Annotated in this window: 26 protein-coding genes; 9 read left to right on the top strand and 17 right to left on the bottom strand. The window is 73.8% G+C overall.

Annotation, left to right across the window (positions count from 1 at the left end; genetic code table 11):
- Positions 1–159: 159 nt before the first annotated feature.
- Both AMK19_RS11435 and AMK19_RS11430 read right to left on the bottom strand, forming a co-directional pair.
- On the bottom strand, positions 160–741 hold the full coding sequence (locus AMK19_RS11435; RefSeq protein ID WP_073810648.1) for a hypothetical protein: 582 nt from the start codon (positions 739–741) through the stop codon (positions 160–162).
- Complete coding sequence (locus AMK19_RS11430; RefSeq protein WP_073810646.1) at positions 741–3,122, bottom strand: MMPL family transporter; 2,382 nt, start codon at positions 3,120–3,122, stop codon at positions 741–743. The genes AMK19_RS11435 and AMK19_RS11430 overlap by 1 nt, the downstream gene beginning before the upstream one ends.
- 184 nt (positions 3,123–3,306) lie before the next feature.
- Between AMK19_RS11430 and AMK19_RS11425 the strand changes: the two genes are divergently transcribed.
- From AMK19_RS11425 to AMK19_RS11415, 3 genes are all read left to right on the top strand, one after another.
- Complete coding sequence (locus tag AMK19_RS11425) at positions 3,307–4,566, top strand: hypothetical protein (protein ID WP_158071890.1); 1,260 nt, start codon at positions 3,307–3,309, stop codon at positions 4,564–4,566.
- Positions 4,563–5,390 carry an SDR family oxidoreductase gene (locus tag AMK19_RS11420; RefSeq protein WP_073810643.1) on the top strand — a complete coding sequence of 276 codons (828 nt, stop codon included), beginning with the start codon at positions 4,563–4,565 and terminating at the stop codon, positions 5,388–5,390. The genes AMK19_RS11425 and AMK19_RS11420 overlap by 4 nt, the downstream gene beginning before the upstream one ends.
- 78 nt (positions 5,391–5,468) lie before the next feature.
- Positions 5,469–6,392, top strand: a complete 924-nt coding sequence (locus tag AMK19_RS11415; protein WP_073810641.1) for an LnmK family bifunctional acyltransferase/decarboxylase — start codon at positions 5,469–5,471, stop codon at positions 6,390–6,392.
- Positions 6,393–6,405: 13 nt separating this feature from the next.
- On the opposite strand, the gene AMK19_RS11410 is transcribed toward AMK19_RS11415, so the two are convergent.
- The 6 genes from AMK19_RS11410 to AMK19_RS11385 form a co-directional block, all read right to left on the bottom strand.
- Positions 6,406–7,704, bottom strand: a complete 1,299-nt coding sequence (locus AMK19_RS11410; protein ID WP_143200153.1) for a wax ester/triacylglycerol synthase domain-containing protein — start codon at positions 7,702–7,704, stop codon at positions 6,406–6,408.
- Between the two features lie 34 nt (positions 7,705–7,738).
- On the bottom strand, positions 7,739–8,644 hold the full coding sequence (locus AMK19_RS11405) for an SDR family oxidoreductase (RefSeq protein ID WP_083646665.1): 906 nt from the start codon (positions 8,642–8,644) through the stop codon (positions 7,739–7,741).
- Positions 8,645–8,682: 38 nt separating this feature from the next.
- Positions 8,683–9,906 carry a beta-ketoacyl-[acyl-carrier-protein] synthase family protein gene (locus AMK19_RS11400; RefSeq protein WP_073810635.1) on the bottom strand — a complete coding sequence of 408 codons (1,224 nt, stop codon included), beginning with the start codon at positions 9,904–9,906 and terminating at the stop codon, positions 8,683–8,685.
- On the bottom strand, positions 9,903–10,232 hold the full coding sequence (locus AMK19_RS11395; protein ID WP_241844343.1) for an acyl carrier protein: 330 nt from the start codon (positions 10,230–10,232) through the stop codon (positions 9,903–9,905). Before AMK19_RS11395 ends, AMK19_RS11400 begins: the two co-directional genes overlap by 4 nt.
- A gap of 32 nt (positions 10,233–10,264) precedes the next feature.
- Positions 10,265–11,293: a 3-oxoacyl-ACP synthase III family protein gene (locus tag AMK19_RS11390; protein WP_073810631.1), complete on the bottom strand. Its 1,029-nt coding sequence runs from the start codon at positions 11,291–11,293 to the stop codon at positions 10,265–10,267.
- Positions 11,294–11,408: 115 nt separating this feature from the next.
- A complete protein-coding gene (locus AMK19_RS11385) occupies positions 11,409–12,305 on the bottom strand; it encodes an SDR family NAD(P)-dependent oxidoreductase (protein ID WP_073810629.1) in 897 nt (298 codons plus the stop codon).
- A 199-nt stretch (positions 12,306–12,504) separates the two neighbouring features.
- Between AMK19_RS11385 and AMK19_RS11380 the strand changes: the two genes are divergently transcribed.
- From AMK19_RS11380 to AMK19_RS11355, 6 genes are all read left to right on the top strand, one after another.
- Positions 12,505–13,173 carry a ribonuclease H family protein gene (locus AMK19_RS11380; RefSeq protein WP_073810627.1) on the top strand — a complete coding sequence of 223 codons (669 nt, stop codon included), beginning with the start codon at positions 12,505–12,507 and terminating at the stop codon, positions 13,171–13,173.
- Positions 13,174–13,505: 332 nt separating this feature from the next.
- Positions 13,506–14,585, top strand: coding sequence for a fatty acid desaturase family protein (locus AMK19_RS11375; protein ID WP_073810625.1), 1,080 nt, complete (start codon positions 13,506–13,508; stop codon positions 14,583–14,585).
- A gap of 62 nt (positions 14,586–14,647) precedes the next feature.
- The gene (locus AMK19_RS37135) at positions 14,648–15,793 is read left to right on the top strand and encodes a glycosyltransferase family 4 protein (protein WP_073810908.1); all 1,146 of its coding nucleotides are present in this window, start codon (positions 14,648–14,650) and stop codon (positions 15,791–15,793) included.
- Positions 15,794–15,812: 19 nt separating this feature from the next.
- Entirely contained in the window at positions 15,813–16,709 is an 897-nt protein-coding gene (locus AMK19_RS11365; protein WP_073810623.1) for an alpha/beta fold hydrolase, read from the top strand.
- 125 nt (positions 16,710–16,834) lie between these two features.
- On the top strand, positions 16,835–17,302 hold the full coding sequence (locus AMK19_RS11360) for a nuclear transport factor 2 family protein (protein ID WP_073810621.1): 468 nt from the start codon (positions 16,835–16,837) through the stop codon (positions 17,300–17,302).
- 283 nt (positions 17,303–17,585) lie between these two features.
- Positions 17,586–18,038 (top strand): nuclear transport factor 2 family protein, encoded by a 453-nt coding sequence (locus AMK19_RS11355; protein ID WP_073810619.1) that lies wholly within the window; start codon positions 17,586–17,588, stop codon positions 18,036–18,038.
- Between the two features lie 69 nt (positions 18,039–18,107).
- Here AMK19_RS11355 and AMK19_RS11350 read toward each other — a convergent pair whose 3' ends face one another.
- The 9 genes from AMK19_RS11350 to AMK19_RS11310 all read right to left on the bottom strand — a co-directional run bounded on the left by AMK19_RS11350 (position 18,108) and on the right by AMK19_RS11310 (position 25,127).
- A complete protein-coding gene (locus tag AMK19_RS11350; RefSeq protein ID WP_073810617.1) occupies positions 18,108–18,794 on the bottom strand; it encodes an alpha/beta hydrolase in 687 nt (228 codons plus the stop codon).
- 65 nt (positions 18,795–18,859) lie between these two features.
- The gene (locus AMK19_RS11345) at positions 18,860–19,156 is read right to left on the bottom strand and encodes a hypothetical protein (RefSeq protein ID WP_073810615.1); all 297 of its coding nucleotides are present in this window, start codon (positions 19,154–19,156) and stop codon (positions 18,860–18,862) included.
- A 144-nt stretch (positions 19,157–19,300) separates the two neighbouring features.
- Complete coding sequence (locus tag AMK19_RS11340; RefSeq protein WP_073810613.1) at positions 19,301–19,789, bottom strand: MOSC domain-containing protein; 489 nt, start codon at positions 19,787–19,789, stop codon at positions 19,301–19,303.
- Positions 19,790–20,035, bottom strand: coding sequence for an acetyl xylan esterase (locus AMK19_RS11335; RefSeq protein WP_073810611.1), 246 nt, complete (start codon positions 20,033–20,035; stop codon positions 19,790–19,792).
- Complete coding sequence (locus AMK19_RS11330; protein ID WP_073810609.1) at positions 20,028–21,095, bottom strand: NAD(P)H-dependent flavin oxidoreductase; 1,068 nt, start codon at positions 21,093–21,095, stop codon at positions 20,028–20,030. Before AMK19_RS11330 ends, AMK19_RS11335 begins: the two co-directional genes overlap by 8 nt.
- On the bottom strand, positions 21,092–21,955 hold the full coding sequence (locus AMK19_RS11325) for a hypothetical protein (protein ID WP_073810607.1): 864 nt from the start codon (positions 21,953–21,955) through the stop codon (positions 21,092–21,094). Before AMK19_RS11325 ends, AMK19_RS11330 begins: the two co-directional genes overlap by 4 nt.
- 105 nt (positions 21,956–22,060) lie before the next feature.
- Positions 22,061–22,924 carry a diiron oxygenase gene (locus AMK19_RS11320; protein ID WP_073810605.1) on the bottom strand — a complete coding sequence of 288 codons (864 nt, stop codon included), beginning with the start codon at positions 22,922–22,924 and terminating at the stop codon, positions 22,061–22,063.
- Entirely contained in the window at positions 22,921–23,859 is a 939-nt protein-coding gene (locus AMK19_RS11315; protein ID WP_241844342.1) for an inositol monophosphatase family protein, read from the bottom strand. The genes AMK19_RS11320 and AMK19_RS11315 overlap by 4 nt, the downstream gene beginning before the upstream one ends.
- Complete coding sequence (locus AMK19_RS11310) at positions 23,859–25,127, bottom strand: aspartate aminotransferase family protein (protein WP_241844341.1); 1,269 nt, start codon at positions 25,125–25,127, stop codon at positions 23,859–23,861. The genes AMK19_RS11315 and AMK19_RS11310 overlap by 1 nt, the downstream gene beginning before the upstream one ends.
- Between the last annotated feature and the right edge of the window lie 56 nt (positions 25,128–25,183).

Below are 25,183 nucleotides of genomic sequence, written 5' to 3'. Positions count from 1 at the left end.
ACGCACTGGCCCTGGTCGCCGGGCTGCTCGACGCGCCGGACCTGGACGAGCTGCTGACGTCCGCCGGACCCGTCCTCGACCGGGTCGGTGCGACCGCGAGCATGGTGTACCTGACCGAACCGGCCGCCTGGCTAGAACTCGGCGCCGGGCCTGCGGACCCTAGGGCAGGAAGCGGATGGTGCCGGAGCCGTTCAGGGTGGAGATTCCCCCTTCGGCACACTGGTCGACGTCGACGGTGGGGGTCGCGCTTCCCGACGCGCGGGCTCCGGCGAGCAGGCCGTCGGTGACGGTTCCGCCGAGGAGGGCGTCGCCCGGGTTGTAGCCGTCGACGGAGCCGACGGGCTGCAGGCTGGAGGTGCCGGCCTCTTCGCCGGCGCCGTCGTACCAGGTGATGGTGCCGGTGCCGGTGATCTGGGTGGCGCCGTTGCAGCCGGCCCGGCCGGTGGCCCGGAGGGTCAGGGTGCCGCTGTCCAGGTCCGGCTGGGATCCGTCGGGGGACGTGCAGTCGAACAGGTCGAGCGTGCCGGTGAGTTGGGTGGTGCGGGCCTGGAAGGTCAGCGGTGGGGAGAAGGCGACCGGGTCGTCCGCGCTGGTGGCGACGCGGCAGCTGAGGAGCGGTGTCGCGGCGCGTGCCTGCGCGGTGTCCGGGCGGGGCGCGGCGGCCTCGGCGACGGGGGCGAGGGCAGCGGTGAGGGCTGCCGCGGCGAGCAGCGCGGTGCGGGTGGGACGGGTGGCGGTCATCAGGGGGCTCCGGGTGTGTCGTCGGTGGGGCCGCCGGCGGTCTTCAGGAGCTGGGCCGTAGCGGTGGGGAGCTGGTTCGGGAGGCTCCCGGCAGGGGCCGGTTGCCGGGCGGGCCTGCGGCGATTGGCCAGGGGGAGCCACCAGTTGAGGTGGCCGAGCAGCCGCATGAGGGTCGGGACGACGACCAGGCGGATGAGGGTGGCGTCCAGCAGGACGGCGGCGGCCACCAGGAAGCCGAGCTGTTGGAGGTCCTGGCGGTGGGTGATCAGGAGTCCGGCGAAGACGGTGGCCATGGTGGCGGCCGCGAGGGTGATCGGCAGGGCGGTCTCGCTCAGGCCCAGTGCCACGGCGCGGCGGCAGTCGCCGCGGGCACGGTAGTGGGCGGTGATGCGGTGGACCATGAAGACCTCGTAGTCGAGGGACAGGCCGAAGACGATCGTCAGCGCGAGCAGCGGGGTCGCGAGATTGACGGTGCTGTCGGTGTGCCGGGTGCTCCAGGCCAGCAGGCCGTAGGCCGCGGCGGTGGAGAGGGCGTTCATCGCCAGGGCTTTGAAGGGCAGCAGCAGACTGCGGAAGGCCACCAGCATCAGGAGGAAGGTTCCCGCCACGGCGATCGCGGCGACCCGCCACAGCGCGCGGTCGAGGGCGCGGTGGAAGTCGCCGAGGGTGGCTGCGGGCCCGCCGAGGAGGACCGGCTGGTCCGCCGGGAGGCTGCGGGCCGCGAGGGCGCGCAGGTCGGCGGTCAGGCGGGGGGAGTCCGGGCTGTCGACGGGGATCCGGTCGGCGACGGCGACCACGGTCAGGTTCCGCCCGTTGTCGAGCGCGCCGGCCGAGGACACTCTCGGGTCGGCTTTCAGGGCGTCGGTCAGCGCCAGGGTGTCCACGGGTCCGGCCCCGGCCGGATGGGGCAGCACGATCATGGTGATGTCGGCCATCCCGTCCTGCTCCAGCCGGCTCAGACCCGCCCCCGCCGCAGTACCGGCGATCGCCGTCCGGTCCACCTTCAGTCCCAGCCGCAGTCCGCCCGCCGGCAGGGCCGCGAGGACCAGGAGGCCCACCGCGGCAAGGAGGTAGGGCCAGGGCCGGCGCATCAGGTGCTCGGCGCAGCGTGCGACGAGGCCCTCTCTTCCGGATCTTGTCGGATCAGCGCGCGGAGTCGGGCGCCCGGCTGGGAGTGCCGGCGAACCGTCCTCGTACTGGGTGTACTTGGATGGTTTGCCGGTGCTTCCAGCCGGGATGATCCGGCTTCGCGCGCCCGACAAGATCCGGAAGAGAGGGCCTGGACCGTCCGCCGCGTCGACGGCCGCGTCGACGGCCGAAGTGCCGGCAGCGGTGGACGTCCGGGCCGGGCGGCGGCGCACGCGGCCCAGGTGCAGCAGGCGGTCCAGGCCCGGCAGGGCCGCCGGCAGGGCGGTGAGCGCCACGGCGGCGGTGATCACGGTGGTCGCTGCGGCGGCCACGCCGATGGAGCGGACGAGCGGGATCGGAACGGTCGTCAGCCCGGCGCTGGTGACGACGACCGCCGCCGCGCACCACATCACCGCCCGCCCGGCCGTCGCCCTGGTGCGGGCCGAGGCCGCGGCGGGCGCGAGCCCCTGCTCGCGGTGGGCGCGGTAGCGCAGCAGCATCAGCAGGGAGTAGTCGAGGCCGAGTCCGAAGCCGACGGTCGTGGCAACCGTCAGGGTCGCGCCGTCCACGGGCAGCACCGGATCCAGGGCGGCCAGCGCCCCGATGCCGACCAGGACGCCCAGGCCCGCGAACAGCAGCGGCACGAGCGCGGCGCCGACCGACCCCAGGCCGAGGACCAGCACCAGCAGGGCGGCGGGGACGCTCACCGCCTCGACCCCGCGCAGGTCGCGCAGGTCGGCCCGTTGGAGTTCGTCGAAGACGGGCGTGAGGCCGGTCAGTGCGACACGGACCTGCCCGTTCGACGCGGACTCGGCGGCGGACTCGGCGGCGTGCTCGGCGGCGGCCTGCCAGGCGGGCAGCAGCCGCTGGCGTTCGGCGGCGTCGCCCGGTGCGCCGAGCAGCAGGTAGGCGTGGTGGGGGTCGCGTCCCGGGCTGTCGGGGACCGGCAGCACGTGCGCGCCGCCGGGGGCGGCCCGCACGGCGCGGGCGGCCGCGGTCAGGACCTGCTGGTAGGCCTCGTCGTCGGAGCCCAGCGTCGCGGAGTCGAAGGCGAGGACGAGTTGTTCCTCGCCGAACTGCGGCAGGTCGCGCGCGAGTACGGCGTGCGCCTGCGCGGACGGGCTTCCGGGCAGGTCGGGCGGGATGCCGTGGGTCCTGGCGAGGACGCCCGGCAGGACGGCGCACGAGGCGAGGGCGAGGACGATCCAGGCCAGGACGCACAGTCGTCCCCGGCCGACTGCGGGCCGTGCCATCGAGCCGATCCCCCTCTTCGGTCCCGCGTCATCCCCCGGTCGTCGACGATTCGGGCGCGCGGCGGTTCGTGTCGGAAGCGCGGAGTCGGCTTCCTCGTGCGCCATAGTCTGCACAGAGAGTGACCGAATGGCTGCGAGGCGGATCTGCGTGTTCACACGGACGCACCACAGGAGCACCGGCACGGTGCCGTTGACCATGACGGACTGGTACGCCTGGGCGGACCAGCAGAGGTCTCCGCACCCCTCGTACTGGCACTTCTCCTGCGCGTTGCGCAAGCTCGGCGAGCCTCCGGCCCCGGAGGAGGTCCGTGCGCTTCTCACCGACGTCGCCGACCGGATTCCCGCACTCGGCCACCGGCTCGCCGGGCGGGGCCGGAGCCTGCACTTCGAGCCGGCCGGCGGCGTCGACCCGCGGGACCACGTCGAGGACGTCCGCTTCCCGGCCGGCTGGACTCCCGAGCGGTGCCTGGCGACGGCGCTGGAGCGACCCTGGCTTCCCGGGCGCCCGCCGTGGAGCCTGCAGGTGATCAGCGGCTACCGCCCCGGCGAGCACCTGCTGGCCTACCGCGTCTCCCATCTCCTTCAGGACGGCGTCGCCGCGGCGGCGACCACGGCCGCGCTGCTCCGGGGAGGCCGCCTTCCGGCCCCGGTGGCGGAACCGGCCCGTTTCGCGCTGCCCGACCTGCCGGCCGTGCGGGCGGGCCTGAGGTTCGCGCCGCGCTTTCTCGGACCGCGCGTCCAGTGGCAGCCCGAACCGGACCCCGACCCGGCCGAAGGCGCCTGGCTGCGGCCCGCCGTCGGCCTGGACCGCGCACCGTTCGACGAGATCACGCGCGCCACCAAGGCCTCCACCGCCCAGATCTGCCTGGCCGTCATCTGCGGAGCCCTGCGGCAGTGGGTCCCGCAGCGCCGGGACGCCGGCGCCCGCTCCCTGCCCGTCGTCCTGATGATGAGCCTGCGCGGCCCTCGCGAGCGGGACGGACTGGGAAACCGGGTGGCCGTGGCCCCGCTGTCGCTGCCCTGTGCGGAGCCCGGGCCCGAACGCCGGCTGCGGCTCGTCATGGAGCAGGCCGAGTTGGAGGAGCTGGTCCGCTACCGCCGGCTCCTGACCGGCCTGCTGCGGCTGCCGGGCCCGGTCGCCCGCCCGACGGCCCGGCTCGCGGTGCGGCTGTCGCCGTCCTCGGTCGGCGTGACGATCGTCTCCACTCCCCTCGACGCCGCCGCGCTGGGAGCCGAGGAGGTACTCGTGGCACCTGCGCGGCCGACCGCCGCTTCGAGTGGATTCGTCGTCCTCCAGCAGCCCTCCGTCGTGTCCTTCCACCCCGCTTTCCGCATCCTGCCGCGTGACGCGGACCTGCTGCCCGGTCTGCTCGCGGAGTCGCTCGCCGAACTCCACGCGGCGGTCGTCCACGCTTCCGCGCCTGCGGCCGCGGCGGCCCGATGAGGACCGTCGTCGTCACCGGCGCCACCAGTGGCATCGGCCGGGCCACCGCGCTGGACCTGGCCGCCCACGGGTTCCGGGTCGTCGCCACCGCCCGGACCGAGGAGAAGGCCGCCAAGCTCACCGCCGCAGCGGCCGAAGCGGGCCTGGAGCTGCGCACCGTCCTGCTGGACGTCACCGATCCCGTCTCCTGCCAGGACGCCGTCGCCGAGATCGACGAGCAGACCGGCGGCGGCCCGTGGGCACTGGTGAACAATGCCGGCGTCGTGGTGCCCGGAGCTGTCGAGGACGTCGCCGAGGCGGACGCCCGGCAGGTCCTGGAGGTCAACCTGCTGGGCGCGGCCCGCCTCACCCGCCTCGTCCTGCCCGGCATGACCCGCCGGGGCGGCGGGCGCATCGTGCAGATCAGCTCCGTCGCCGGCCGGTTCGCCACACCGCTCAACGGCTGGTACTGCGCCAGCAAGCACGCCCTGGAGGCGCTGACCGACGCGCTGCGCTGCGAGGTCGCCGCGCGCGGGATCCGGGTCTCGCTGATCGAGCCCGGCTGTGTCGACACGCCCCTGCTCACCGACGCCCTCGCCGCCCCGCCCCCGGCGGACAGCGTGCACGGAGCCGCCTACGCGGCGACCCGGCGCCTCCTCGCACTCCACCGCCCGGTCCCGCCCGAGCGCGTCGCACGCGCGGTGCGCCGTGCCCTGCTCGCCCCGAGGCCGCGCCGCCGCTACGGCGTCGGACCGGAGGCGGCCGTGGCCCCGCTCGTCCGGCTGGTTCCGGCGGCCGTGGCCGACACCGTCGTGCGCGCCGTCCTCCGGATGAACGCCGGCTGACGACACGTGCCCGACGGACAACCCCGCGTGGCGTCCGCAGCGATCCGCACCCTCCGCACAGGACAGGACGAAGGCCCGATGAACCACAACACCGTCATCCGGCAGGCCACGGTGACGCCGTCCATGTCCGGTTTCAACGCTCAGCTGTACGCGCGGATCGGGGACTGGACCTGGGACGCGGTCAGCAGCGCCTGCTCCACCGACGTCCTGACGGCGCGCACGGTGTCCGGGGATCCGACGTACCTGGCGTTCTACTACTTCCACGCGCAGTGCACCGGCGCGGTGCATCCCCACCGGCTCTCCTTCGGGGACCGGATCGACGTCGTGTCGGGCGTCTTCGCGGCGGGCGGCGACTCGACCCTGACCCTGCACCGCCTGTCCCCGGCCGGGACGGTCGACCCGACGGCCTTCCACTGGCGGGAGTTCTACGGGGAGCCCCGCCCCGACTGCCTGTACGTCGAGAACTTCAACCGCTGGGTCGCCCGCTCCGCCGCCGACCGCAATCACGGGCTCGAACGCTCCTCGCCGCACGACTTCGCCCACGAGCACCTCCCCACCGTCCCCCGGCAGTACTACGCGCCCCGCCTGTGCGTGGCCGCCCGCAGCAGCGGCACGTTCCGTCACCACGAGCCGGACCACCTCACGATCGCCAGGGGCTACACCGTCCGTCGGCCGGTCGACCTCGCCCGCGACTTCAATCCGGTCGGGCTGATGTATTTCGCCTCCTACTTCTCGGTCGTGGACTCCGCGCTGTGGGAGCTGTGGCGCGTCCTCGGGCGCGACAGTTCGGCCTTTCTCGGCCGCCGCATCGAGGACCAGAAGATCAACTACGTCGGCAACGCCGATCCCGACGACACCCTGGACGTGACGCTCACCCTCCGGCAGCACCGAACGGATCCGCTCGGCGAAGTCCTGGACGCGGTCGTCCGGGTGGAGGGACGTCTGATCGCGGTCAGCACGGTCAGCTACCGCCGGGCCGATCCGGGCCCGGACCGGCCGTGACCGCCCGCCGCGGTCACCCGGCGCCGGCGCCCGGCAGGGCTGCCCGGAGGTCGGCGAGCGCGCGTGCCATGAGGTCCGGCAGTCGCTCCACGCCGGGGACCGCGGGATCGAACAGCAGCGACGCGGTGACGCTGCTGCCCTGGGCGATGAACTGGACCGTCCCGGCCGAACCGCGCATGAGTTGCGGGACGGTGAAGACCGCTCCGGAGTCGACGACCGAGCCGCGGAGCCCGGGCGGAAGCATGTAGGACGTGGTGACCAGGTAGCCCGGGGACGCCCACACCGACGCCGTCCAGAAGGCCCGGGTCAGCGGGTACGGCAGGCGGCGCCAGATGTACGACTGGGCACGGTGGTGGAGGCTGATCCTGGCGCTCGCACCGTGGGCGCGCACCTGTTCGAGGCGGCGCAGCGGCGACGGCTCCGCACACGGGAGCGCCACGGGCAGCAGGCCGGCCTGGGTTCCCAGGGCTGAGCGGTCGGTGAAGGGGCGAAGGCTCATGCTCAGGAGCGTCGGCAGGCCGCGTCGCTGCCTCCGGTCGGGCCGGTCCGTCCAGTGCTGGGGTTGCCAGGCCCGCAGGGCTCCGGCGAGGACGGCCAGGGCGATCTGCGCGGGTGTGGCGCCGGTGCCCGCGGCGACCGCCCGGACGGCGTCGGCATCCAGAACGGCGGTGTGCAGAGCCGGAGTTGGGCCGTCCTTGCTCGTCGCGCGGGGCAGCCAGCGGGCGGGCCGCCAGGCGATCCGGCCGAACTCCCGAAACACCGTCAGGAGCAGCCTGGCGGGCGGGCGTTCCGGTGCCGGGAGCGGTTCGGGCCGGTTCAGGGCGGCTCCGCCGAAGACGGCTTCGCAGGTCCGGGCCACCGCCATGCCGTCCTGGAAGGCGTGGTGGGCCCGGTAGCAGAGGGTGAACTCGTCCTGGCGGTAGCCGTGCAGCACGATCACGCTCCACAGCGGGTGCTCGCGCGGCAGCGGGTTCGCCCGCAGCGCGTCCATGACCGCCTGCTGGACGCTCCGGCCGGGCCGGACCCGGCACTCCAGCACGTGGCGGCCGATGTCGAACCCGGGGTCCACCTCCCAGCGTGCGCGGCGGCCCCGACCGGTGATCCGGTAGGACAGCGTCGGCGCCCGGTCGACCGCGTCCGCGAGGAGCGCCTTCAGGTCGTCCAGCGCGGGGGCCGGCCCCGGCATGCGGCTGAAGACGCCGACCTGCACGCGCGAGTCGTGGACGTCGGCCCGGGCCTCCGCGAGCATCAGCCGGTCCGCCGGACTCGCGGCGACCGCCTCACCGGCATCGGTCCCTCTCCGTCTCGACACGGTTCTCCTCGTCCTTTCCTCGACGGGCTCGGGCTCAGCAGAAGGGGCCGAGGCCCATGAGACGCCCGGCCAGCCGCTCGGCCCGCCCGCCGGATCCGCGTGCCCCGACGAGGACGGCTTTCAACCGGTCACTGACCGCGTAGGGCGCCAGCGCGTCGAACCTGGCGGCGATACGGGCGTCGGTGCCCACCAGGTAGCGGGCTTTGGGTCGGCGGGCGGTGAGCGCCCGGTGGATCGCCTCGGCCACCGGCTCCGGCCCCGGATACCGGCCGGTGTCCCCCATGGCGCGGGCCAGCGTGCGGTAGCAGGCGGTGTAGTGCTCCGAGATCCGGCTCGGGACGGTGAGCCGGCTCTCGGCGTGGCCGAGGATGGCGCTGCGGTGGAAGCCCGGTTCGATCAGCACCGTCTCCACGCCGAACGGGGCGCTCTCCATCCGCAGGGCGTGGGTGAGCGCGCTGAGCGCGGCCTTGCTCGCGCTGTACCAGCCCGCGAACGGCAGGGTGGCGACGGCGGACGCCGACGACACGTTGACGATGCGCCCGTACCCCCTGGCCCGCATCGCCGGCAGGACCAGGCCGGCGATGCGGGCCGGGGCGTGGACGTTGACCTCCATGACGTGGCGCGCGTCGGCCTCGTCGACGTCCTCCACGGCGCGCGGCAGCGTGACGCCGGCGTTGTTCACCACGGCCCACGGTCCGCCGCCGGTCCGGTCGGCGATCTCGCCGAAGACATCGGCGCAGGCCCGGGGGTCGGTGACGTCCAGGGCGGCCGTCCGCAGCGCCAGCCCGTGTTCCGCTGCCTCGGCGCGCAGTTTCTCCGCTTTCTCCGGGCTGCGTGCGGTGGCGAACACCTCGAACCCTGCGGCGGCCATCCGCAGGGCGGTGGCTTTCCCGATGCCGCTGGTGGCGCCGGTGATCACCACGCTGCGAGGAGGTGTCATGGTCGTCCTTTCTCGGTTCCGGCCCGGTCGGGGGCGGATCAGGCTCGGCGCAGGATCAGTACGGTGTTGTGGCCGCCGAAGCCCAGGGAGTTGCTGGCGACCGCGTCCATCCGGACGCTGCGCGGCGTCTTGGCGACGACGTCCAGGTCGAGGTCCGGGTCGAGGCGGTGGAAGTTGGCGGTGGGCGGGATCGTCCGGTGCATCAGGGACAGCACGCTCAGGGCCGCGTCGATGGCCCCGGCCGCGCCGAGGGTGTGTCCGATGACGCCCTTGGGCGACGTGATCGCCGGCGGGCGGCCGCGGAAGATCCGGCTCATGGTCCGGCCCTCGATCCGGTCGTTCATCCGGGTGGAGGTGCCGTGCGCGTTGAGGTGGCCGATGTCCGCCGGCTCCATTCCCGCGTCGGCGAGGGCGGCGCGGAAGGCCCGTTCGATGCCCGCGCCCTCGGGGTGGCCGGCAGTGGGGTGGTGGCCGTCGCCGGACAGGCCGTGACCGGCGAACAGCGCGTGCACGGGGGCCCGGCGGGCCCGGGCGTCCGCCGTCCGTTCCAGGACGAGCATCCCGGCGCCCTCGCCCAGGACGAAGCCGTCCCGGTCGGCGTCGAAGGGGCGGCTCGCGCCGGCCGGATCGTGCAGCCGGGTCGACAGCGCCTTCATCTGGGAGAACGACACGGAGGTCACCGGGTGGCAGGCGGCCTCCGCGCCGCCGGCCAGGGCGATGTCGCAGCGCCCGGCCAGCAGCAGGTCCCGGGCGGTGGCCAGGGCGGTGGCACCGGAGGCGCACGCCGTGTTGACCGCCAGGGACGGCCCGAGCGCGTTCAGCGCGATCCCGACCTCACCGACGGGCGCGTTGGTGAGCAACTTCGGGATGGTCAGCGGCGAGATGGTGTCGTAGGCGTGGTCCAGGTACTTCGCGGTGGCCCGCAGGCCGGCGTCCCGGCTTTCGCAGCCGACGCCGATCACCACCGCGACCCGCGCGCCGTCCCAGGTGAGCGGGTCCAGTCCGGCGTCGGCGACGGCCTCCCGCACTGCGGCGAGCGCGAGGTGGACGGTGCGGTCGGTCCGCCACACCTGGGATCCCATCACCGCGTCCGCGTCGAACCCTTGGACCCGGCAGCTCAGGGGGACGGGAATGTCCCCCAGCTCCGGGTCGAGCGCCGCCGTCGACCGGCCTTCGCACACCCCGCGCCAGGTCTCCGCCACGCCGATGCCGGCTGCGGTGACCAGGCCGAGCCCGGTGACGGCGACCTCGCCTCCCGTCACCGCGACGGCACCCGGGCGGGGACGGGACCGGCTGCCGCCGGGATCACCACGGCGGGCTGCGCCTGCTCGACGGCTTCGACGAGGTCGGCGAAGGTCCCTTGCAGGGACATCAGCCCGTCGCCGTCGGGAGTCCGCAGGCCCAGGTTGTCCCGCAGCACGCACATCAGCTCGACCAGGGCGAGGGAGTCCAGGCCGAGGGATTCCAGCGTCGCGTCCGGGGTGACGGTCTCCGGATCGATCCGGAAGTGCGCGGCGAGGTTCTCCTTCATCGAGTCGTACAGCGAGACCATCAATTCCTGCTTTCCGATGAGAAGTTGAGAATGCATGGGGAAAGCCTTCGGATCGTGGAGCGGGCGCGCTACAGGCGCAGCACTACCAGGCCCGCGCTGGCGCCCGCGGCGAGTCCGATGAGCGCGACCAGGTCTCCCGGCCCGGCCAGGCCGCTCTCCCGGGCCCGCACGAGTTGCAGCGGCAGGGAGGCGGAGGCGATGTTCCCGTGTCGCGGGAGGGTCAGGACCAGCCGGTCCGCGGGCATCGTGGGCTCCACGGCGAGCATGGTGCGGATGTCGCCCGTCGCCACCTGGTGCACGCCGATGAACGCGAAGTCCCGCCAGGCGAGGCCCAGTTCGTCCAAGAAGAGGCGAAGGCCCGGCCACAGCGCGCGAAGCCGGCTGCGCATCGCGGTGCTGTCCATCCGGAAGTACCGTCCCTCCTCGCTCGGCTCGCGCAGCGCCGCAGATCCGCCGTACCGGACGACTGCCGAGGACCAGGCGGCGGAGTCGGCGACGAAGCGGCAGCCCAGCACTCCGGGCGCCGAGGGTTCGCCGTCTCCCGCGGTGAGGACCAGGGCGGCGCCGGCGTCGGAGAATCCGTAGCCGGGGAACGCCCGCGCGAACGCCGCCGCGTCGGGGACGTTCAGCCGGGTGGCATCCGCCGCCCGTTCACCGCAGGCGATCAGCACGGTCCGGTACTGCCCCGTCGAGATCAGCGCCTGGGTGAGCTCGACGGCGTTGAGCACGCTGTTGCAGGCGTTCTTCACGTCCAGCGCCGGGCACGACAGACCGAGCTTGGCCGCGACGACGTGGGCCGTGGCCGGCTCCGTGTGGTCCTGGCAGCTGGCGGCGAAGATCAGCAAATCGATGTCGTCGGCACCGTGCCCGCTCTCCGCCAGCGCTTTGCGGGCGGCGGCGACCGCCAGGTCGGACGGCTGCTCGTCCGGCGCCGCCAGGTGGACGCCCTCGACACCGGTCAGCTGGGTCACCAGGCCCGGCGGCGGGCTGAACGAGGCGCTCGCGGCGGCGACTTGCGCCTCCCGCTCCGCCATGGGAACCCAGGTCTCCGGCAGCTGGACCGCCACCCCGGCCAGCCGTGCACGTACGGTGATCACGCCAGGACCGTAGCGGCCGGAACACAACCCGTCGGCCAGGCTCCACCATCGTGATTCACGCGCTCACCGGATTGGTCCAACCCCTGCGCGGCACCGGCCGACCGGCGCCCCGCCGTCAGAACTCCGGCAGCCCGCAGAGCCGCGCCAACAGCCGCTCCGCCCGCGACGGCGGACCGGACAGGCCCAGCAGCGCACGCTTGACCGCGTCGCCCACCACGAACGGGGCGCAGGCGTCCAGCGCCGCCCCCACCCGCGCGTCCCGGCCGACGCGATACCTCGCTCTCGGGCGGTCCGCAACCAGGGCCCGGTGCACGGCGGCGGCCGCCCGCTCGGGGCCGACCAGGCGGGGCCGGTCGCCGAGCGCCGCGGCGACGGCCCGGTAGCAGTCGGAGAAGCGGGGTGAGACCGCACTGGGCTCGGCCAGCGTCCGGACGGCCTGGTCGACGAGCCCGGTGGTGTGGAACCCGTGCTCGACCAGGACGACCCGCACCCCGAACGGCGCCGCCTCCACCCGCAGCGCGTGGTGCAGGGCGGCGGCGGCCGCCCGGCTGGCGCTGTACCAGCCGAGCAACGGCAGAACCGCCCGCGCCGCGGCCGAGGAGACCGTGACGATCCGTCCGCCACCGGCCCGACGCATGGCCGGCAGCACCAGCCGGGCGATCCGCGCCTGGGCGAACACGTTGGCCTCCATCAGCCGACGGGCCTGTTCCTCGCTCGTGTCCTCCACGGCTCGTGCCGCCGCGACCGCGACATGGTTCACCAGAGCCCAGGGACCCCCGCCCGTCCACCGTCGGACGTCCCCCAGCACCTCCTCGCACGCCCCCGGCTCGGTCACGTCGAGCCCCACCACCCGAAGCCGCACCCCACCGTCCCGCGCCCGCGCCCGCAGCCGCTCGACCCCCGCCCGCGTGCTGCCCGTCGCCACCACCTCGAACCCCGCACCGGCCAGCCGCAGGGCCGCCTCCTCGCCGATCCCGTGATCGGCGTCCGTGACGACGACACTCCGTCCCACGTCTCCACCTTCCCGTTCGCTGCTTCCCGCGGTCGCGGATTCGACCGCACGCCCCACGGTCGGCCACCACGGGCACGCCCCGGCGCCGGACACGTCCCGGAACACCCGGACGGCCCGGATCGACGACCGCGGGCGCGCGAAGCGGGTGAGCGGCGAAGGCGCGGACCGTGGTCCGCACGGAAGCTGGCATGATCAACACATGGTCGAACGAGTGATCGCCGCATGTGACGGAGCAGCCAAGGGCAACCCCGGGCCGGCGGGCTGGGCGTACGTGGTCGCCGACACCGCCGCCGTGCCGCAGCGGTGGGAGTCCGGGGCGCTGGGGCACAGCACCAACAACGTCGGCGAGTTGACGGCTCTTCAGCGGTTGCTGGCCGCCACCGACCCCGGGGTGCCGCTGGAGGTGCGGCTGGACAGCACGTACACGCGTGACGCCGTCACCAAGTGGCTGCCGGGGTGGAAGCGCAACGGCTGGAAGACCGCCGCGGGCAAGCCGGTCGCCAATCAGGAGCTGATCCAGCGCATCGACGCGCTGCTGACCGGGCGGGACGTCACCTTCGTGTACGTCGCCGCCCACCAGGTGAACGGCGACCCGCTGAACGCCGTCGCGGACAAGGCCGCCAGCGACGCCGCCCGCACCCAGCAGGGCGCGGCCGGCACCGCAGCCGACCTGCCCGAGCCCGAACCGCAGAGCTCCGCCAAGGCCCCGGCCAAGCCCCGCCGTTCCACTGCCGCGAAGGGCACGGGCCGCACCCTCGCCGCCCGGTTCCCCGGCACCTGCCCGTGCGGCTCCGCCTACCCCAAGGGCGCCACCATCACCAAGGTCGGCTCCGGCTGGGGCCACCCGGACTGCGCCGCCGCCCACTGACACCCACTCACCCACCGACGCCGGGCATTTCCGTTGCACGGGCGGGGTGTTGGGGCCGGGCCGGTGCGGGCGGAGCCGTTCACGGGTGCCGGTACGGCGGTTCGAGGCCCGGTGCGTGAGCGTGGTGCCAACCGGCCCGGCGGCGGGGCGTGCGGGCCGTCGACCGCCGAACAGCAGCTCGGGTACCGGCGGCAGCGGCTCACCCGATCGGGTCGCTCTCCTCCGAGGTGCGGAACGGCGACGATTCGGGCGCGGAAGAATCGGGTCCTCCCCGCCCGGGCGACGGTGTGCGGCCTCGGGCGGCCAGGGCACGCCGAGACCGGAGTGGTGGCATGACCGTTCAGGACCCCTCGGGTGACGGAACCGCCCGGCGCGGTGAGTTCGCCGAGCTGTACCGGCGGGTCGACCGGGCCGGGCTGCTGCGCCGGCGCCCGCTGTACTACGCGTCCCGCGGTGCAGTGCTGGTCGCGGCGCTGGCGGGGCTGCTGGTCTGCTTCGTGGCGCTCGGCGAGAGCTGGTGGCAGCTCGGCCTGGCGCCGCTGTTCGCCCTGCTGTTCGGCCAGTTGGCGCTGCTCGGCCATGACGTCGCGCACCGCGCGGTGTTCGCCGGCCGCCGGACGACCGACCTGGCGGGCATCGTGCTGGGCAACCTGGTGGTCGGCATGAGCTACGGCTGGTGGGTCGAGGACCACAACCGGCACCACGCCCACCCGAACCGGGTGGGCCACGACCCTGCCGCCGACTCCCTGCTCTTCGTCCGCACCGCCGAACAGGCCCGGCGGGCCAGGAGGTTGCGGCGGTTCGTGGCGCGGTATCAGGCGGAGCTGTTCTTCCCGCTGCTGTCCCTCCAGGCGCTCGGACTGCTGGTGGCCACCGGCGTGACCCTCGTCCGCGGCACCGTCCGCCGCCCGGTCCTGGAGCGCGTCCTCGCCCTCCTGCACCACGTCCTCGCCGTGGCCCTCGCGGTCGCCGTCCTCACGCCGTTCCAGGCGCTCGCCTTCACCGTGCTGTTCGGGGCGCTGCTCGGCATCTACCTGGGCTGCGTCTTCGCCCCCAACCACAAGGGGATGCCGATGACCGGCCCGGACGCCGGGCGCACCGGCTTCCTCCGGCGGCAGGTGCTGCCCTCCCGCAACCTGCGGGCGGGCCGGTTCGTCCACGCCCTCTTCGGCGGCCTCGGGTACCAGATCGAGCACCACCTCTTTCCCGCCATGCCGGCGGCGGCCCTGCGCCCGGCCTCGCACCTGGTGCGCGCCTACTGTGCGGAGATCGGCGTACCGTACGCGGACGCCGGGCTGACTGCCTGTTTCCGGGAGATCCGGCGGGACCTGCACGCGGTCGGCCGCTCCGTCCCGGCCGACTCGGGCGCTGCCGGCTCGGGCGCTGCCGGCTCAGCGGAGGCCGTCCGGTGAACGGCGTTCTGCCCGGGCCGGCGGCACCCGCCGCGGACGGTCCGGCCTCCGGCGGCGAACGGCTGCGGGTGGTGATCGTCACCGAGTCCTTCGCCCCGCAGCTCAACGGCGTGGCCCACAGCGTCCTGCGGACCGCCGAACACCTGCTGGCCCGCGGGCACGCCCCGCTCGTGGTGACCCCGGCGACGTGGCGACGCGACGGCGGGCACCGCTCCGCCGCGTACGGCTGCGAGGTGGTCCGGGTCCCGTCCCTGCCGCTGCCCGGCTACCCGGAGGTGCGGATCGCCCTGCCCGGGCCCCTGGTCGCCGACGCCATCGGGCGGCACCGTCCGCACGTGGTCCACCTGGCCGGCCCGTTCGTGCTCGGGGCGGCCGGAGCCGCAGCGGCCGAGCGGGCGGGCGTCCCCGTCGTGGCGGTGTACCAGACCGACCTCGCCGCCTACGCCCGGACCTACCTGCCCTTCGCCGGGGCGGCCGGGGCCCGGCTGGCCTGGCGCCGGCTGCGGCGGATCCACGGGGCGGCCGTACGGACCCTCGCGCCGTCCCGGTCCTCGGTCGACACCCTCGCGGCCCACGGCATCCCCCGGGTCCACCTGTGGCCGCGCGGCGTCGACTGCGTTCGGTTCCACCCCGGCCACCGGGACGAGGCCCTGCGCCGACGCCTCGGCCGCCCCGGCGAGGTCCTGGTGGGCTACGTCGGACGGCTGGCGCAGGAGAAGCAGGTCGACCGGCTGGCCGAGGCGTCCCGGCTCCAGGGCGTACGGCTGGTGGTCGTCGGTGACGGCCCGTGCCGCGCCCGGCTGGCCGCCGCGCTGCCCGACGCGCTGTTCCTGGGCCGCCGCACCGGGCACGAACTCGCCCGGCTGTACGCCTCGTTCGACGTGTTCGCCCACCCCGGGCCGTTCGAGACCTTCGGCCAGACCCTCCAGGAGGCGATGGCCAGCGGACTGCCCGTGGTCGCCCCGGCGGCCGGCGGACCGTTGGACATCGTCCACCCCGGACGCACCGGCTTCCTCGTCCCGCCCGGCGCGGGCTCCGGCTTCCGGGAGGCCGTGGAGCGGCTCGCCCGGGACACGGAGTTGCGCCGCGCGCTCGGCCGGGCGGGTCGGGCCGCGGTGGCCGCCCGCAGTTGGGCGGCGGTCGGCGACCGGCTGGTCGACCACTACCGGCTCGCGGTCGCGGAGTCCGCCGGCGCCGGGCTCACCTGACACCACGGAACGGACCGTCATGCACCAGCCGCTCGCCGCCGACTACGCCCCCGGCACCCGCCCGGACGCCGACACCGCCGTCCTCCTGCACGGGCTGGGCGGCTGGACCCACAACTGGGCCGCGCTGGTCGACCGTCTCCGGCCGTCGGTGCACTGCCTGGCACTCGACCTGCCCGGCTTCGGCCGCTCCGCTCCCCCGCCCGACGGCCTCGTCACCGTCCGACGTCAGGCCTCGGCCGTCGCCCGTCACCTCGACCGCACCGGGCACCGCCGCGTCCACCTGGTCGGCAACTCCCTCGGCGCTCTGGCCGCCCTCCACCTCGCCGCCCACCGTCCGGAGCTGGTCGCCACGTTGACCCTGATCTCGCCGGCCCTGCCCGCTCTCCCGCCGCTCCGGGCCCTGCGGGTCGCCCTGCTCGCCCTGCCGGGCGCACCCCGCCTGTACGCCCGGCAGCAGTCGGCCCGGAGCCCCGCGCGGCAGCTCGACGACCTCTACGGCCTGATCTACGCCGACCCGTCGCGAGTCGGCGCCGCTCAGCGGGCGACGGAGCAGCGCGAACGCCTGCGCCGCGCCGAACTCCCCTACGCATCCGGCATGTTGGCCGAAGGCGTGCGCGCCCTCGTCCGGGCCCACCTCCCGCTTCCGGCGCAGGCGTCGGCCTGGCAGCAGGCCCGCCTGGTCACCGCCCCGACCTTGCTCGTCTACGGCCGCGACGACCGTCTCGTCGCCTTCCGTACCGCCGCCCGGGCCTACGCGGCCTTCCGCGACGCCCGGCTCCTCACCCTGCCCGACGTCGGCCACGTCGCCATGCAGGAACGCCCCGACGCCGTGGCCACGGCCTTCCGCGCCATGCTCGCGGAGCCCGGCCGCTCCGCCCGCAGCAGCACACCGCACCCGGCCGCTCGGAGCGTGTGACCCGGTGCCGCTCGGCGGTGGGAAGGTTCGCAGGTCACCGGCGGCGTCCGGTTCGTCCGGTTGCGGGGCTTCCGGGGCCGGTGCTGTCCTGCTGGGGTCAGGCAGTGCGAAGGATCGGAGCCGATGTGTCCTCCCCCGATGCCGTCCCACCTTCGGAGGCCGCGGACCGGCTGGCCATCCGCCGGCTGGTCGACGCCTACGCGCACTGCGCGGACCGCCGGGACGCCGAGGGCCAGCTGGCCCTGTTCACCGAGGACAGCCGCTTCCTGGTCCACCTGGACGCCACTGCCGCCGAACCGACCCAGGAGCTGCACGGACGCGCCGCCCTCGCGCCGGTCTTCGCCGACCTCGACCAGTACCGGGCCACCACCCACTTCAACGGCCAGAGCACCGTCGCCCTCGACGGCGACCGGGCCGAGGGCGAGACCTACTGCCTGGCGCACCACGTCTCGTCCGGCCCGGACGACGAGCGCACGATCATGATCGCGTCCATCCGCTACCTCGACCGGTTCGTCAAACAGGACGGCGACTGGCTCTTCGCCGAACGCCGCCTGCTGGTCGACTGGACCGAGACCCGCCCCTGCAAGCCCTGACGCCCCGCATCCCCGGGCGAAAGCGACGGCGTCGACCTGCCCGGCCTGGACATCCCCTCCCTCGCCCGCAGCTTCGGCTGCCGCGCCGTCGACGTGCGGACCACCGAGGAGCTGGAGCGGGAGTTCACGGCGGCGTTGGAGGCCGACACCGCCACCATCGTCCCCACCCAGCCTCGGCCGGCCGCGCTGTGGACCAGGGCACGGACCGGACGCCGAGCACCGAGAAACTCAATCAATCGTTTGACAACCGGCGCAAGTTGCCGCCTTCGGAAGGGGAAGCGCGATGACCACCGACACGGAGGCCGTGGTCCGGGCCGCCTATCACGCAGCAGAAGGCCCCGTCCTCGACGTGCAGGGCTTCATCGACCTGTTCGCTGCGGACGGGGTGTTCAACAATGTCGTCGCAGGCGAGAGCTACCGCGGTGCACACCTCGGCGACCAGGTCGTCTTCATGGGCGCCCTGGCACCCGACATCCACCGCGAACTGCACCGGCTCCACGTCATGGGCGACGTGGTCGCCGTCGAGCTGACGATCGAGGGCACCGTCACCGGCCCCTTCGAGACGCCCGCCGGCACCGTCCACGCAGGCGGCGCCCGGCTCAGCATCCCCACCGCCGATTTCTGGTACGTGGAAGGCGGGAAGGTCAAGGAGTTCAACTGCTACGTCGGGGTCAGCGTCATGCTCGCCCAACTCGGCGTGCACCCCGACTTCGCCTCCGCCGTCACGACCCCCTGACCGCCCCCGAAAGGAACGGAGAGGTGCCCGACCGTGTCACGGTCGGGCACCTCCGACTCCCGCCGACGTCTACGCTTCGAGGGACTTCGCGGCGTCGCGGATGACGTCGAGGACGAAGGCCGGCTGCGAGAGCATCGGCACGTGGCTGCTGTCGACGGCATGGGTCTTGGCGCCCATCCGTTCGGCGGAGGCCCGCTCCAGGTCCGGGTGCACCGTCCGGTCGTTGTTCGCGACGATGCACCAGCTCGGCTTGGTGCGCCAGGCGGTGCCGGGCACCTGCTGGTCGAACAGGTCGGGGACCGGCACGGCGCCCACGGCCCGGACGAGCTTCTGCTCGGCCGGCGGCAGATCGCCGCAGAAGTCGCCGGTACCCGACTCCTTGAGCCAGATCCGGCCGTGGGAGACGTCGATGTGATCGAACACGGGCGTACGGGGGAACTTGTTCTGCTGGTCCTGCGAGGTCTCGTCCTCGTCCGGGCCCAGCGCGGCGATGTAGACCAGTGCGCCCACGCGGTCGTGAACGCCGGCCTTGGTGATCAGGGTCCCGCCGTAGGAGTGACCGACGAGCACGACCGGGCCGGGCACGTAGTCGATGGAGCGGGTGACGCACGCGACGTCGCCTTCGAGCGAGTCGAGGCCGTGCTGCGAGCTGGAGACCGCGTGCCCCTCGGCATGGAGCGCGGGGACGAGCTTGTTGAAGCACGACCCGTCGGCCCAGAGTCCGTGGGCGAAAACGATGCTGGCCTTGCTGGCCATGGGTTCCTCATTTCGTCGCCATCGAGCCATGATGATCCGGCTACACCGGGTCATCACGCTATGACTCATCGCAGTCGGCCGCGACTGCTGGCCCTTCCGCCTCCGCCTGCGGCTTCGACCTCCCGCCGCTCGCGGCAGGGCCCGATGAGTTCGCGGGCCGGGCGCGTCGACGGGCCGGCGAGGGTGCCGGTCGCCTTCCCCGGCTGGGCGGTCACGAGGTCTGCCCGGCCCGGCACCTGCTCGATCTTCCCGCCGAGCTGGGCGCCGCGGCCCCAGATGTCGTTGGCCCGCTGCGCGGTCCGGGCGCCGATCCGGCCCAACCGGGCGCGTTGTTCGGCCGATGCGAAGATTCGGTCGGGCATGGGTCGCCCTGGGCGGAGACGTTGCAGGACGAGCACCGACCCGCCGGTCGTCGGCAAGGCCCGCGCCGGAGCTGCCGAACGTCGCTCTCAAGGCGCGCGGAAACCGACTCTGGACTGCGGTTATGCCGCCTGACACGCGCGACGTCAGATTCCGGGCCGGATCGGGTCGCCGGTGCGGAGGGTGCCGCCTTCGACGATGCGGGCGCGCAGGCCGCCGCGGTGGAGGAGTCCGCGCAGGACGCCGGGTCTGGTGAGCTGTTCGAGCCGGGCGCAGGGTTCGCTGAGCGCGATGCCGAGCAGGCGCACGCGGTCTCCGACGGTGAACTCGAGGCCCACGAGTTCGGTCAGCGGAACCCCGCGGCACACCACGTTCCGGCGTGCCTCGGAGTGGGTGAGGCGGATGCGGTGCTCGCGTTCCAGCGCTGCCAGGGCGTCGATGTCGAGGAGGGAGATCTCGCAGACGCGGGAGGCTCGGCCGGGAGCCCGTCGGAGTTGCGCGTCGCCGGGGCGGTCCTGGAAGTAGCGGTCGCCTTCCAGGCCGCGGCCGGTGACTGCGACGGCTTCCCGCACCTCGACGAGGGGTGCGCCGTGCGTCGGCGCGAGGTGGAGCGAGACCGCCGTGCCCTGCCACATTCAGTAACTCCCTTCTCCTGCCAGGAAGTTGTCCTCGATGGCGTGCAGCGTGCGGAACTGGTCGGCGCTCAGCTCGGCGACGTCCAGTTCCCGGCCGACGAGGTCTTCCAGGAACAGGATGAACTCCATGAAGGCGAGGGAGTCGATGATCCGGTTCTCGATCAGGTCGAGGTCGGCGGGGATCTCGCCGAGTGCCGGGTTGCGGGCGCGCAGCCAGTCGACCACCGGCTTGAGGGAGTCATTCACCGTGGCACTCTCCTTCGTGATCGACGTGATCGACGTGACCGGCGTGATCGGCCCGCTCGGGGCGGGTCTCGTGCAGCGCGCGTCCGTAGTCGGCGCGGATGCGTTCCACCAGGTCCGCGGCGGATTCGGTGGCGGTGATCCGTTCGCAGGAGTCGCCGCAGTACATCGCCATGTCCTCGATCCGGCCCTCGGTGCGGACGGACGGTACGACGGCGCTGTACCGGGGGACGGGCAGTCGTCGGCCGCCGGGGGCGGTGGCGGTGGCGATGAACCGGGCCGACCGCCGGGGGCCGGGCGCGGTCAGCGCGTTGCGCAGGACCCGGTGGGGCCGGTTCGGCCAGCCGATGTCGAAGACCGTCGTCACCACGGTGTCCGAGGCCCCGGCCGCGACGATCCGCCGTTTGAATTCCGGGTGCGCCTCGGATTCCCGGGCCGCGGCGAAGAGGGTGCCGACCATCGCCCCGTCGGCGCCCTCGGCGACCGCCCGGGCGAGGTCGGCGCCGGTGGCGATGCCGCCCGCGACGGCGAGGACGGCATCGGGGTGGTCCCGGCGGACGGCCCGCAGCAGTGGCAGGGCGGGCAGGGCGCCGAGCAGGTGCCCGCCCGCCTCGACGCCCTGGAGCACGACGACGTCGGCGCCCGCGTCGAGGGCCCGGCCGGCGGCGTGCGTGGTGCCGACCTGGACCACCACCGGCAGGCCTGCCCGGACGACCGCCGCCGGCAGGTCCGGTGCGGGCAGCCCGTAGAACGTCACGAACGCCCGCTCCGGCAGGACGCCGAGGGCCGCGTCGAGTTGGGCCCGGCACCGGTCGGGGGCCAGTACCTCGGGCACCAGGTTGATGCCGAACGGCCGGTCCGTTCGCGCGGCCGTGTCGGCGATCAGTCGGCGAACCTGTTCGGGTGGTTCCTTGTAGAGGCCGAGGACGCCGCCGGCGCCCGCCCGGGAGACGGCGCCGCACAGCTCGGGCCCGGCGACGCCGCCCATGCCGGCCTGGAGCAGGGGCAGGGTCACCCCGAGGCGCCGCTCCAGCCGGGTCGGGCGCGGCACCGGCCCGGTCACTGCGGCGCTCCGGCCTCGACCACCGCGTCCCGGGCGGCGGCGAGGTCACCGTCGAAGCGCAGGTCCAGGACGTGCAGCCAGCGTTCCAGTCCGAAGGCGACGCACCCGGTGAAGGCGGGCCTGCCGTCGTGCCGGATCGCGCAGCGCTCCCCGAAGAAGTTGCGGTGGTTGTTGAGCGAGGCCACCGCGGTGCCGTCCGGGGCGAGGAACTCCTCCTTGACCGGCGCGAGGACCTGCAGCACGGCGCGCGGGCTGTCGCGCCGGAAGAAGGGGTCACTGGCCGGGGCGCGGTGCAGTTCGATGCCGAGGCGGTCGGCGAAGGCGGCCACCTCCGTCCGGTGGTGGTCCAGGTGCGCGCGGACGGCGTCCTGGCTGCCGAGGCAGACGATCTCGCGCATGGTGAACCCCCAGAGCCGGCGCAGGCCGTCGTGGTGGTCCTCGTTGCGGTAGCAGTGGGCGACGGTGGTCACCAGCGCCGCGTCCCGGTCCAGCGAGCTGTCGGCGAGGTGCAGGAACGCTCCGTAGCAGGCGGCCGAGGGCAGCAGGTGGGTGGCGTCGGCGAGGTCGTGGGCGGGGACCGGGTCGGCCCCGGCCTTGGCGCTGTCCTGGTCGAGCCGGTCGGGCCGGATCCGGCTGACGGTGCTGCCGAGGTGCGGGAAGTTCTGGAAGTAGTCCAGTTTCCGGAGTTCGGCGGCGGGCAGCAGGGGTGGCAGCGTCATCGGCTCGGCGCCGCGGGCGGTCGCCCAGCCCGTGAAGACGTCGTCGAGCGCGCGCAGCAGGCCGGTGGCGGGCCCGCCGAGCGTCGCGAGGCCGTCCTGGACGGACCAACTGGTGCGGGCGGCGCGGTCGGTGTGGGACATCGTCCTCCTCCGGACGGCGGTCAGCGGACGGCGGTCGAACCTGCGGCAGTCGAACCTGCGGCAGTCGAACGTGCGGGTGGACGGGCGGGTCGGCGCGGAGCCGGTTCATGTCTCCGGGACGCCGATCCGCCGGAGGAAGTCCCTGGACTTGCGCAGCACCCGCCGGTGCTCGGCCCGGCGCGCCGGGTGGTCCAGCAGGCGTTTGCGGAAGGCGAGTCCGTCCGGAATCCCGGCGTCCCGGTAGACGGCCGGGTTGTAGAGGGAGCCGATGCTCGCGGACAGGTAGCCGTCGAGGTTCCGGCCGATGGCCCGGCGGTCGGCCTCGTCCAGTCCGGCTTCCAGCAGCCGTTCCCAGAGCAGTTGGACCAGCCGGGCCCCGAAGGCGATGTGCCGGCTCTCGTCCTGGTGGTGGATCCGGTTCAGCTGTCGGATGGTCGGGTGCAGCCGCTCGTCGGCGGCCAGCCGCACGTTGTAGTGGTCGACGATCTGCTCGAACAGCAGGATGCGGGCGAAGACCAGGAAGTTCTCCCGCGCCGGGTCGTCGGAGGGAACGGCCAGCTTCAGCCGCTTCTCCGGGTAGATCCGTCCGCCGTACTTGAGGCAGAACGTGGCGAAGAACCACATGTGCTCGTTCTCCTCACCGATGAAGTGGTGGAAGAACTCGGACGGGATCTCGAAGCCGGGGGTGTGGATCCGCCGCATCACCTCGATGAGCAGTTCCCTGATGCCGTGGACGTTCAGGCTGTAGAAGTTGACGCTCTCCCCGCGGCCGAGTGCCCGCAGTTGGTCCGGGGTGAGCCGGTCGACGTACTCCGTGCCGTGGACGGACAGCAGCTCGGGCGAGAACCAGGGTTCGTCCTCGGGGAGTTCGGCCGGCCAGTCGAAGGTGGTGTACGGGTTGTAGTAGTCGCTGCTGGCCCGGGCCGAGAGCCGCTCCAGCAGCTGCCGGAATTCGGTGTCGTCCGTCATGCCCGCCCCCCGGAGCTTCGCCAGGCGATGCCGTCCAGCAGCTTGCGGTGGAGTTCGGGTGTGGACGCCGCCACGCAGGACCGCTGGTTGGCGACGTCCAGTTCGGTGAGTGCGGTGTCGCCGAGCGGCTGCCCGTAGGCGTCGGTGATGACGAGGCCGGCCTGCTCGGCCAGCAGCACCGCGGCGGCGATGTCGTACGGGAACAGGTGCAGCACCCGCCCGTTGCCGACCCGTTGGAACTCGCCGAGCAGCGCGGGGTCGTCGCGCAGCAGCCGGTTGCCGATGTCGACGTACGCGTCGAGCTGACCGGTGATCAGGCGCGAGATGGACCAGGTGGCGCTGTTGAAGACGAACACGCCGCCGGTGTTGGCCGAGAGGTCGATGAGGTGCCCGTAGGCCTCGGTCATCAGTCGGGCGGGGTGGCCGTTGAACTCCAGGGACCAGAACATCCGGGAGAGGTCGGTGGTCCGGGTCGGCGCGGGCACGGGGTGGTCGTAGCCGTGTGCCGCCACCCCGGGGGTGCCGCGCTCGGCGTACAGGTGGGCGCCGGTCTTCCACTCCATCAGCAGGGCGTGTTCGACGTCCGCGATGCGGGGGCGGTCGCCGAGCCGGGCGACCGCGACGGACACGGTGGCGGACTCCAGGCCGGCCACGGCGGGCCGGGTGCCGTCGATGGGGTCGACCACCAGGAGGTGTTCGGGGTGGCGGCCGTGGGTGCGCAGGCCGCGGTCCTCGGAGAACACGGCGACGGGCAGGTCGTGGTCGACGACGTACTTCCAGACGGCCCGTTCGGCGACGTCGTCGATGCCGAACTGGGCGTCGCCGCCGGGCGAGTGGCCGCGGACGTCACGGTTCTCGGACCGGGCCCGGCCGGCGGTGATCTCGTCGCGGACGAGCCGGGCGAGACCGAGCAGGTAGTCCTTCATGTCGGTCATCAGGTCGCCTCCGCGGCGAAGAGGGTCTCCAGCCGGTCGCAGAGGAGGTCCGCCTCCTCGGTGGTGATGATCAGCGGCGGCCGGATCTTCAGGACGTTCCCGCGCCCGTAGCGGGAGGTACGCAGGATCAGGCCGTGGTCCATGCCGCGGTGGGCGAGGTGCAGGGTCAGCGGGGTGTCCGGCCGGCCGTCCCGGTCGACCATCTCCAGGCCGATCATCAGCCCGAGGCCGCGGACGTCGCCGATCCGGGGGTGGCGCGCCGCCAGGTCGCGCAGCCGCTCCATCAGGTGGGCGCCGACGGTCCGGACGTGTGCCAGGAACTCCGGGCGGGAGACGATTTCCAGGGTCTTGTCCGCGGCGGCGGCGGCCAGCACGTTGCCGCCGTAGGTGAACGAGTGGTACTCGCCGTCCAGGCCCGCGAGTTCCTCGGTGGTGAGGATCGCGGCGACCTGGGCGCCGGAACCACCCAGGCCCTTGGCGGTGGTGATGATGTCCGGCCGCACGCCGAAGTGGTCGGCGGCGAACATGTGGCCGGTGCGGCCGATGCCGGTCTGCACCTCGTCGAAGACCAGCACGATGCCGCGTTCGTCGCAGATCCGGCGGAGCGCGGCGAGGTAGCCGTCCGGCGGCACGATGTTGCCGCCCGAGCCGGACACCGGCTCCACGACGATGCAGGCCACGCTGCCCGACGAGGCGTGGTCGATGAAGTCGTTGATCCGCTCCGCGCACAGCAGGCCGCAGCTGTCGGGGCTCTGCTTGTAGAAGCAGCGCAGGCAGTACGGGTCCGGGACGTGCGTGATGCCGGCGATCTGCGTCGGGAACGGCGCCCGCCGGAAGGCCTCGCCGGACATCGCGGTGGTCATCGTGGTCTGGCCGTGGTGGCTGCGGAAGAGCGTGATCACATCCCGCCGTCCGGTGCGCACCTGGGCCATCTTCACGGCGCCCTCGTTGGCGGTCGCGCCGCCCGAGACCTTCAGGTGGACCCGGGTGAGGTTCGGCGGCGACACCGCGACCAGTCGGCGCACCAGCCGCTCCACCGGCTCGGTCTGGAACGTCGAGGTGGCGTGGACCAGCAGGTCGGCCTGTTCCCGCATGGCCTTGACGATCTCGGGGTGCCCGTAGCCGAGGCTGAGGTTGAACGTCCCCGAGGCGCAGTCGATGTACGCCCTGCCGTCGGCGTCGTAGAGGTGGATCCCCCCGCCGTGCCGCATCTTGTACTCGCTGACCTGGTAGTAGATCAGGTCCTCGATCTTCCGTGCGTCTTCCACAATTCCTCCCGAGGCCGGGCCGGCGATTCCCGAAAAGAATGCGCCGGCCCTTGTTC

The organism is Kitasatospora sp. CB01950, assembly GCF_001905465.1.
In the GTDB taxonomy this organism is placed as follows: domain Bacteria; phylum Actinomycetota; class Actinomycetes; order Streptomycetales; family Streptomycetaceae; genus Kitasatospora.
Note: the sequence above shows the minus strand (reverse complement) of the source record. Positions and strands in the feature narration are given on the sequence as shown.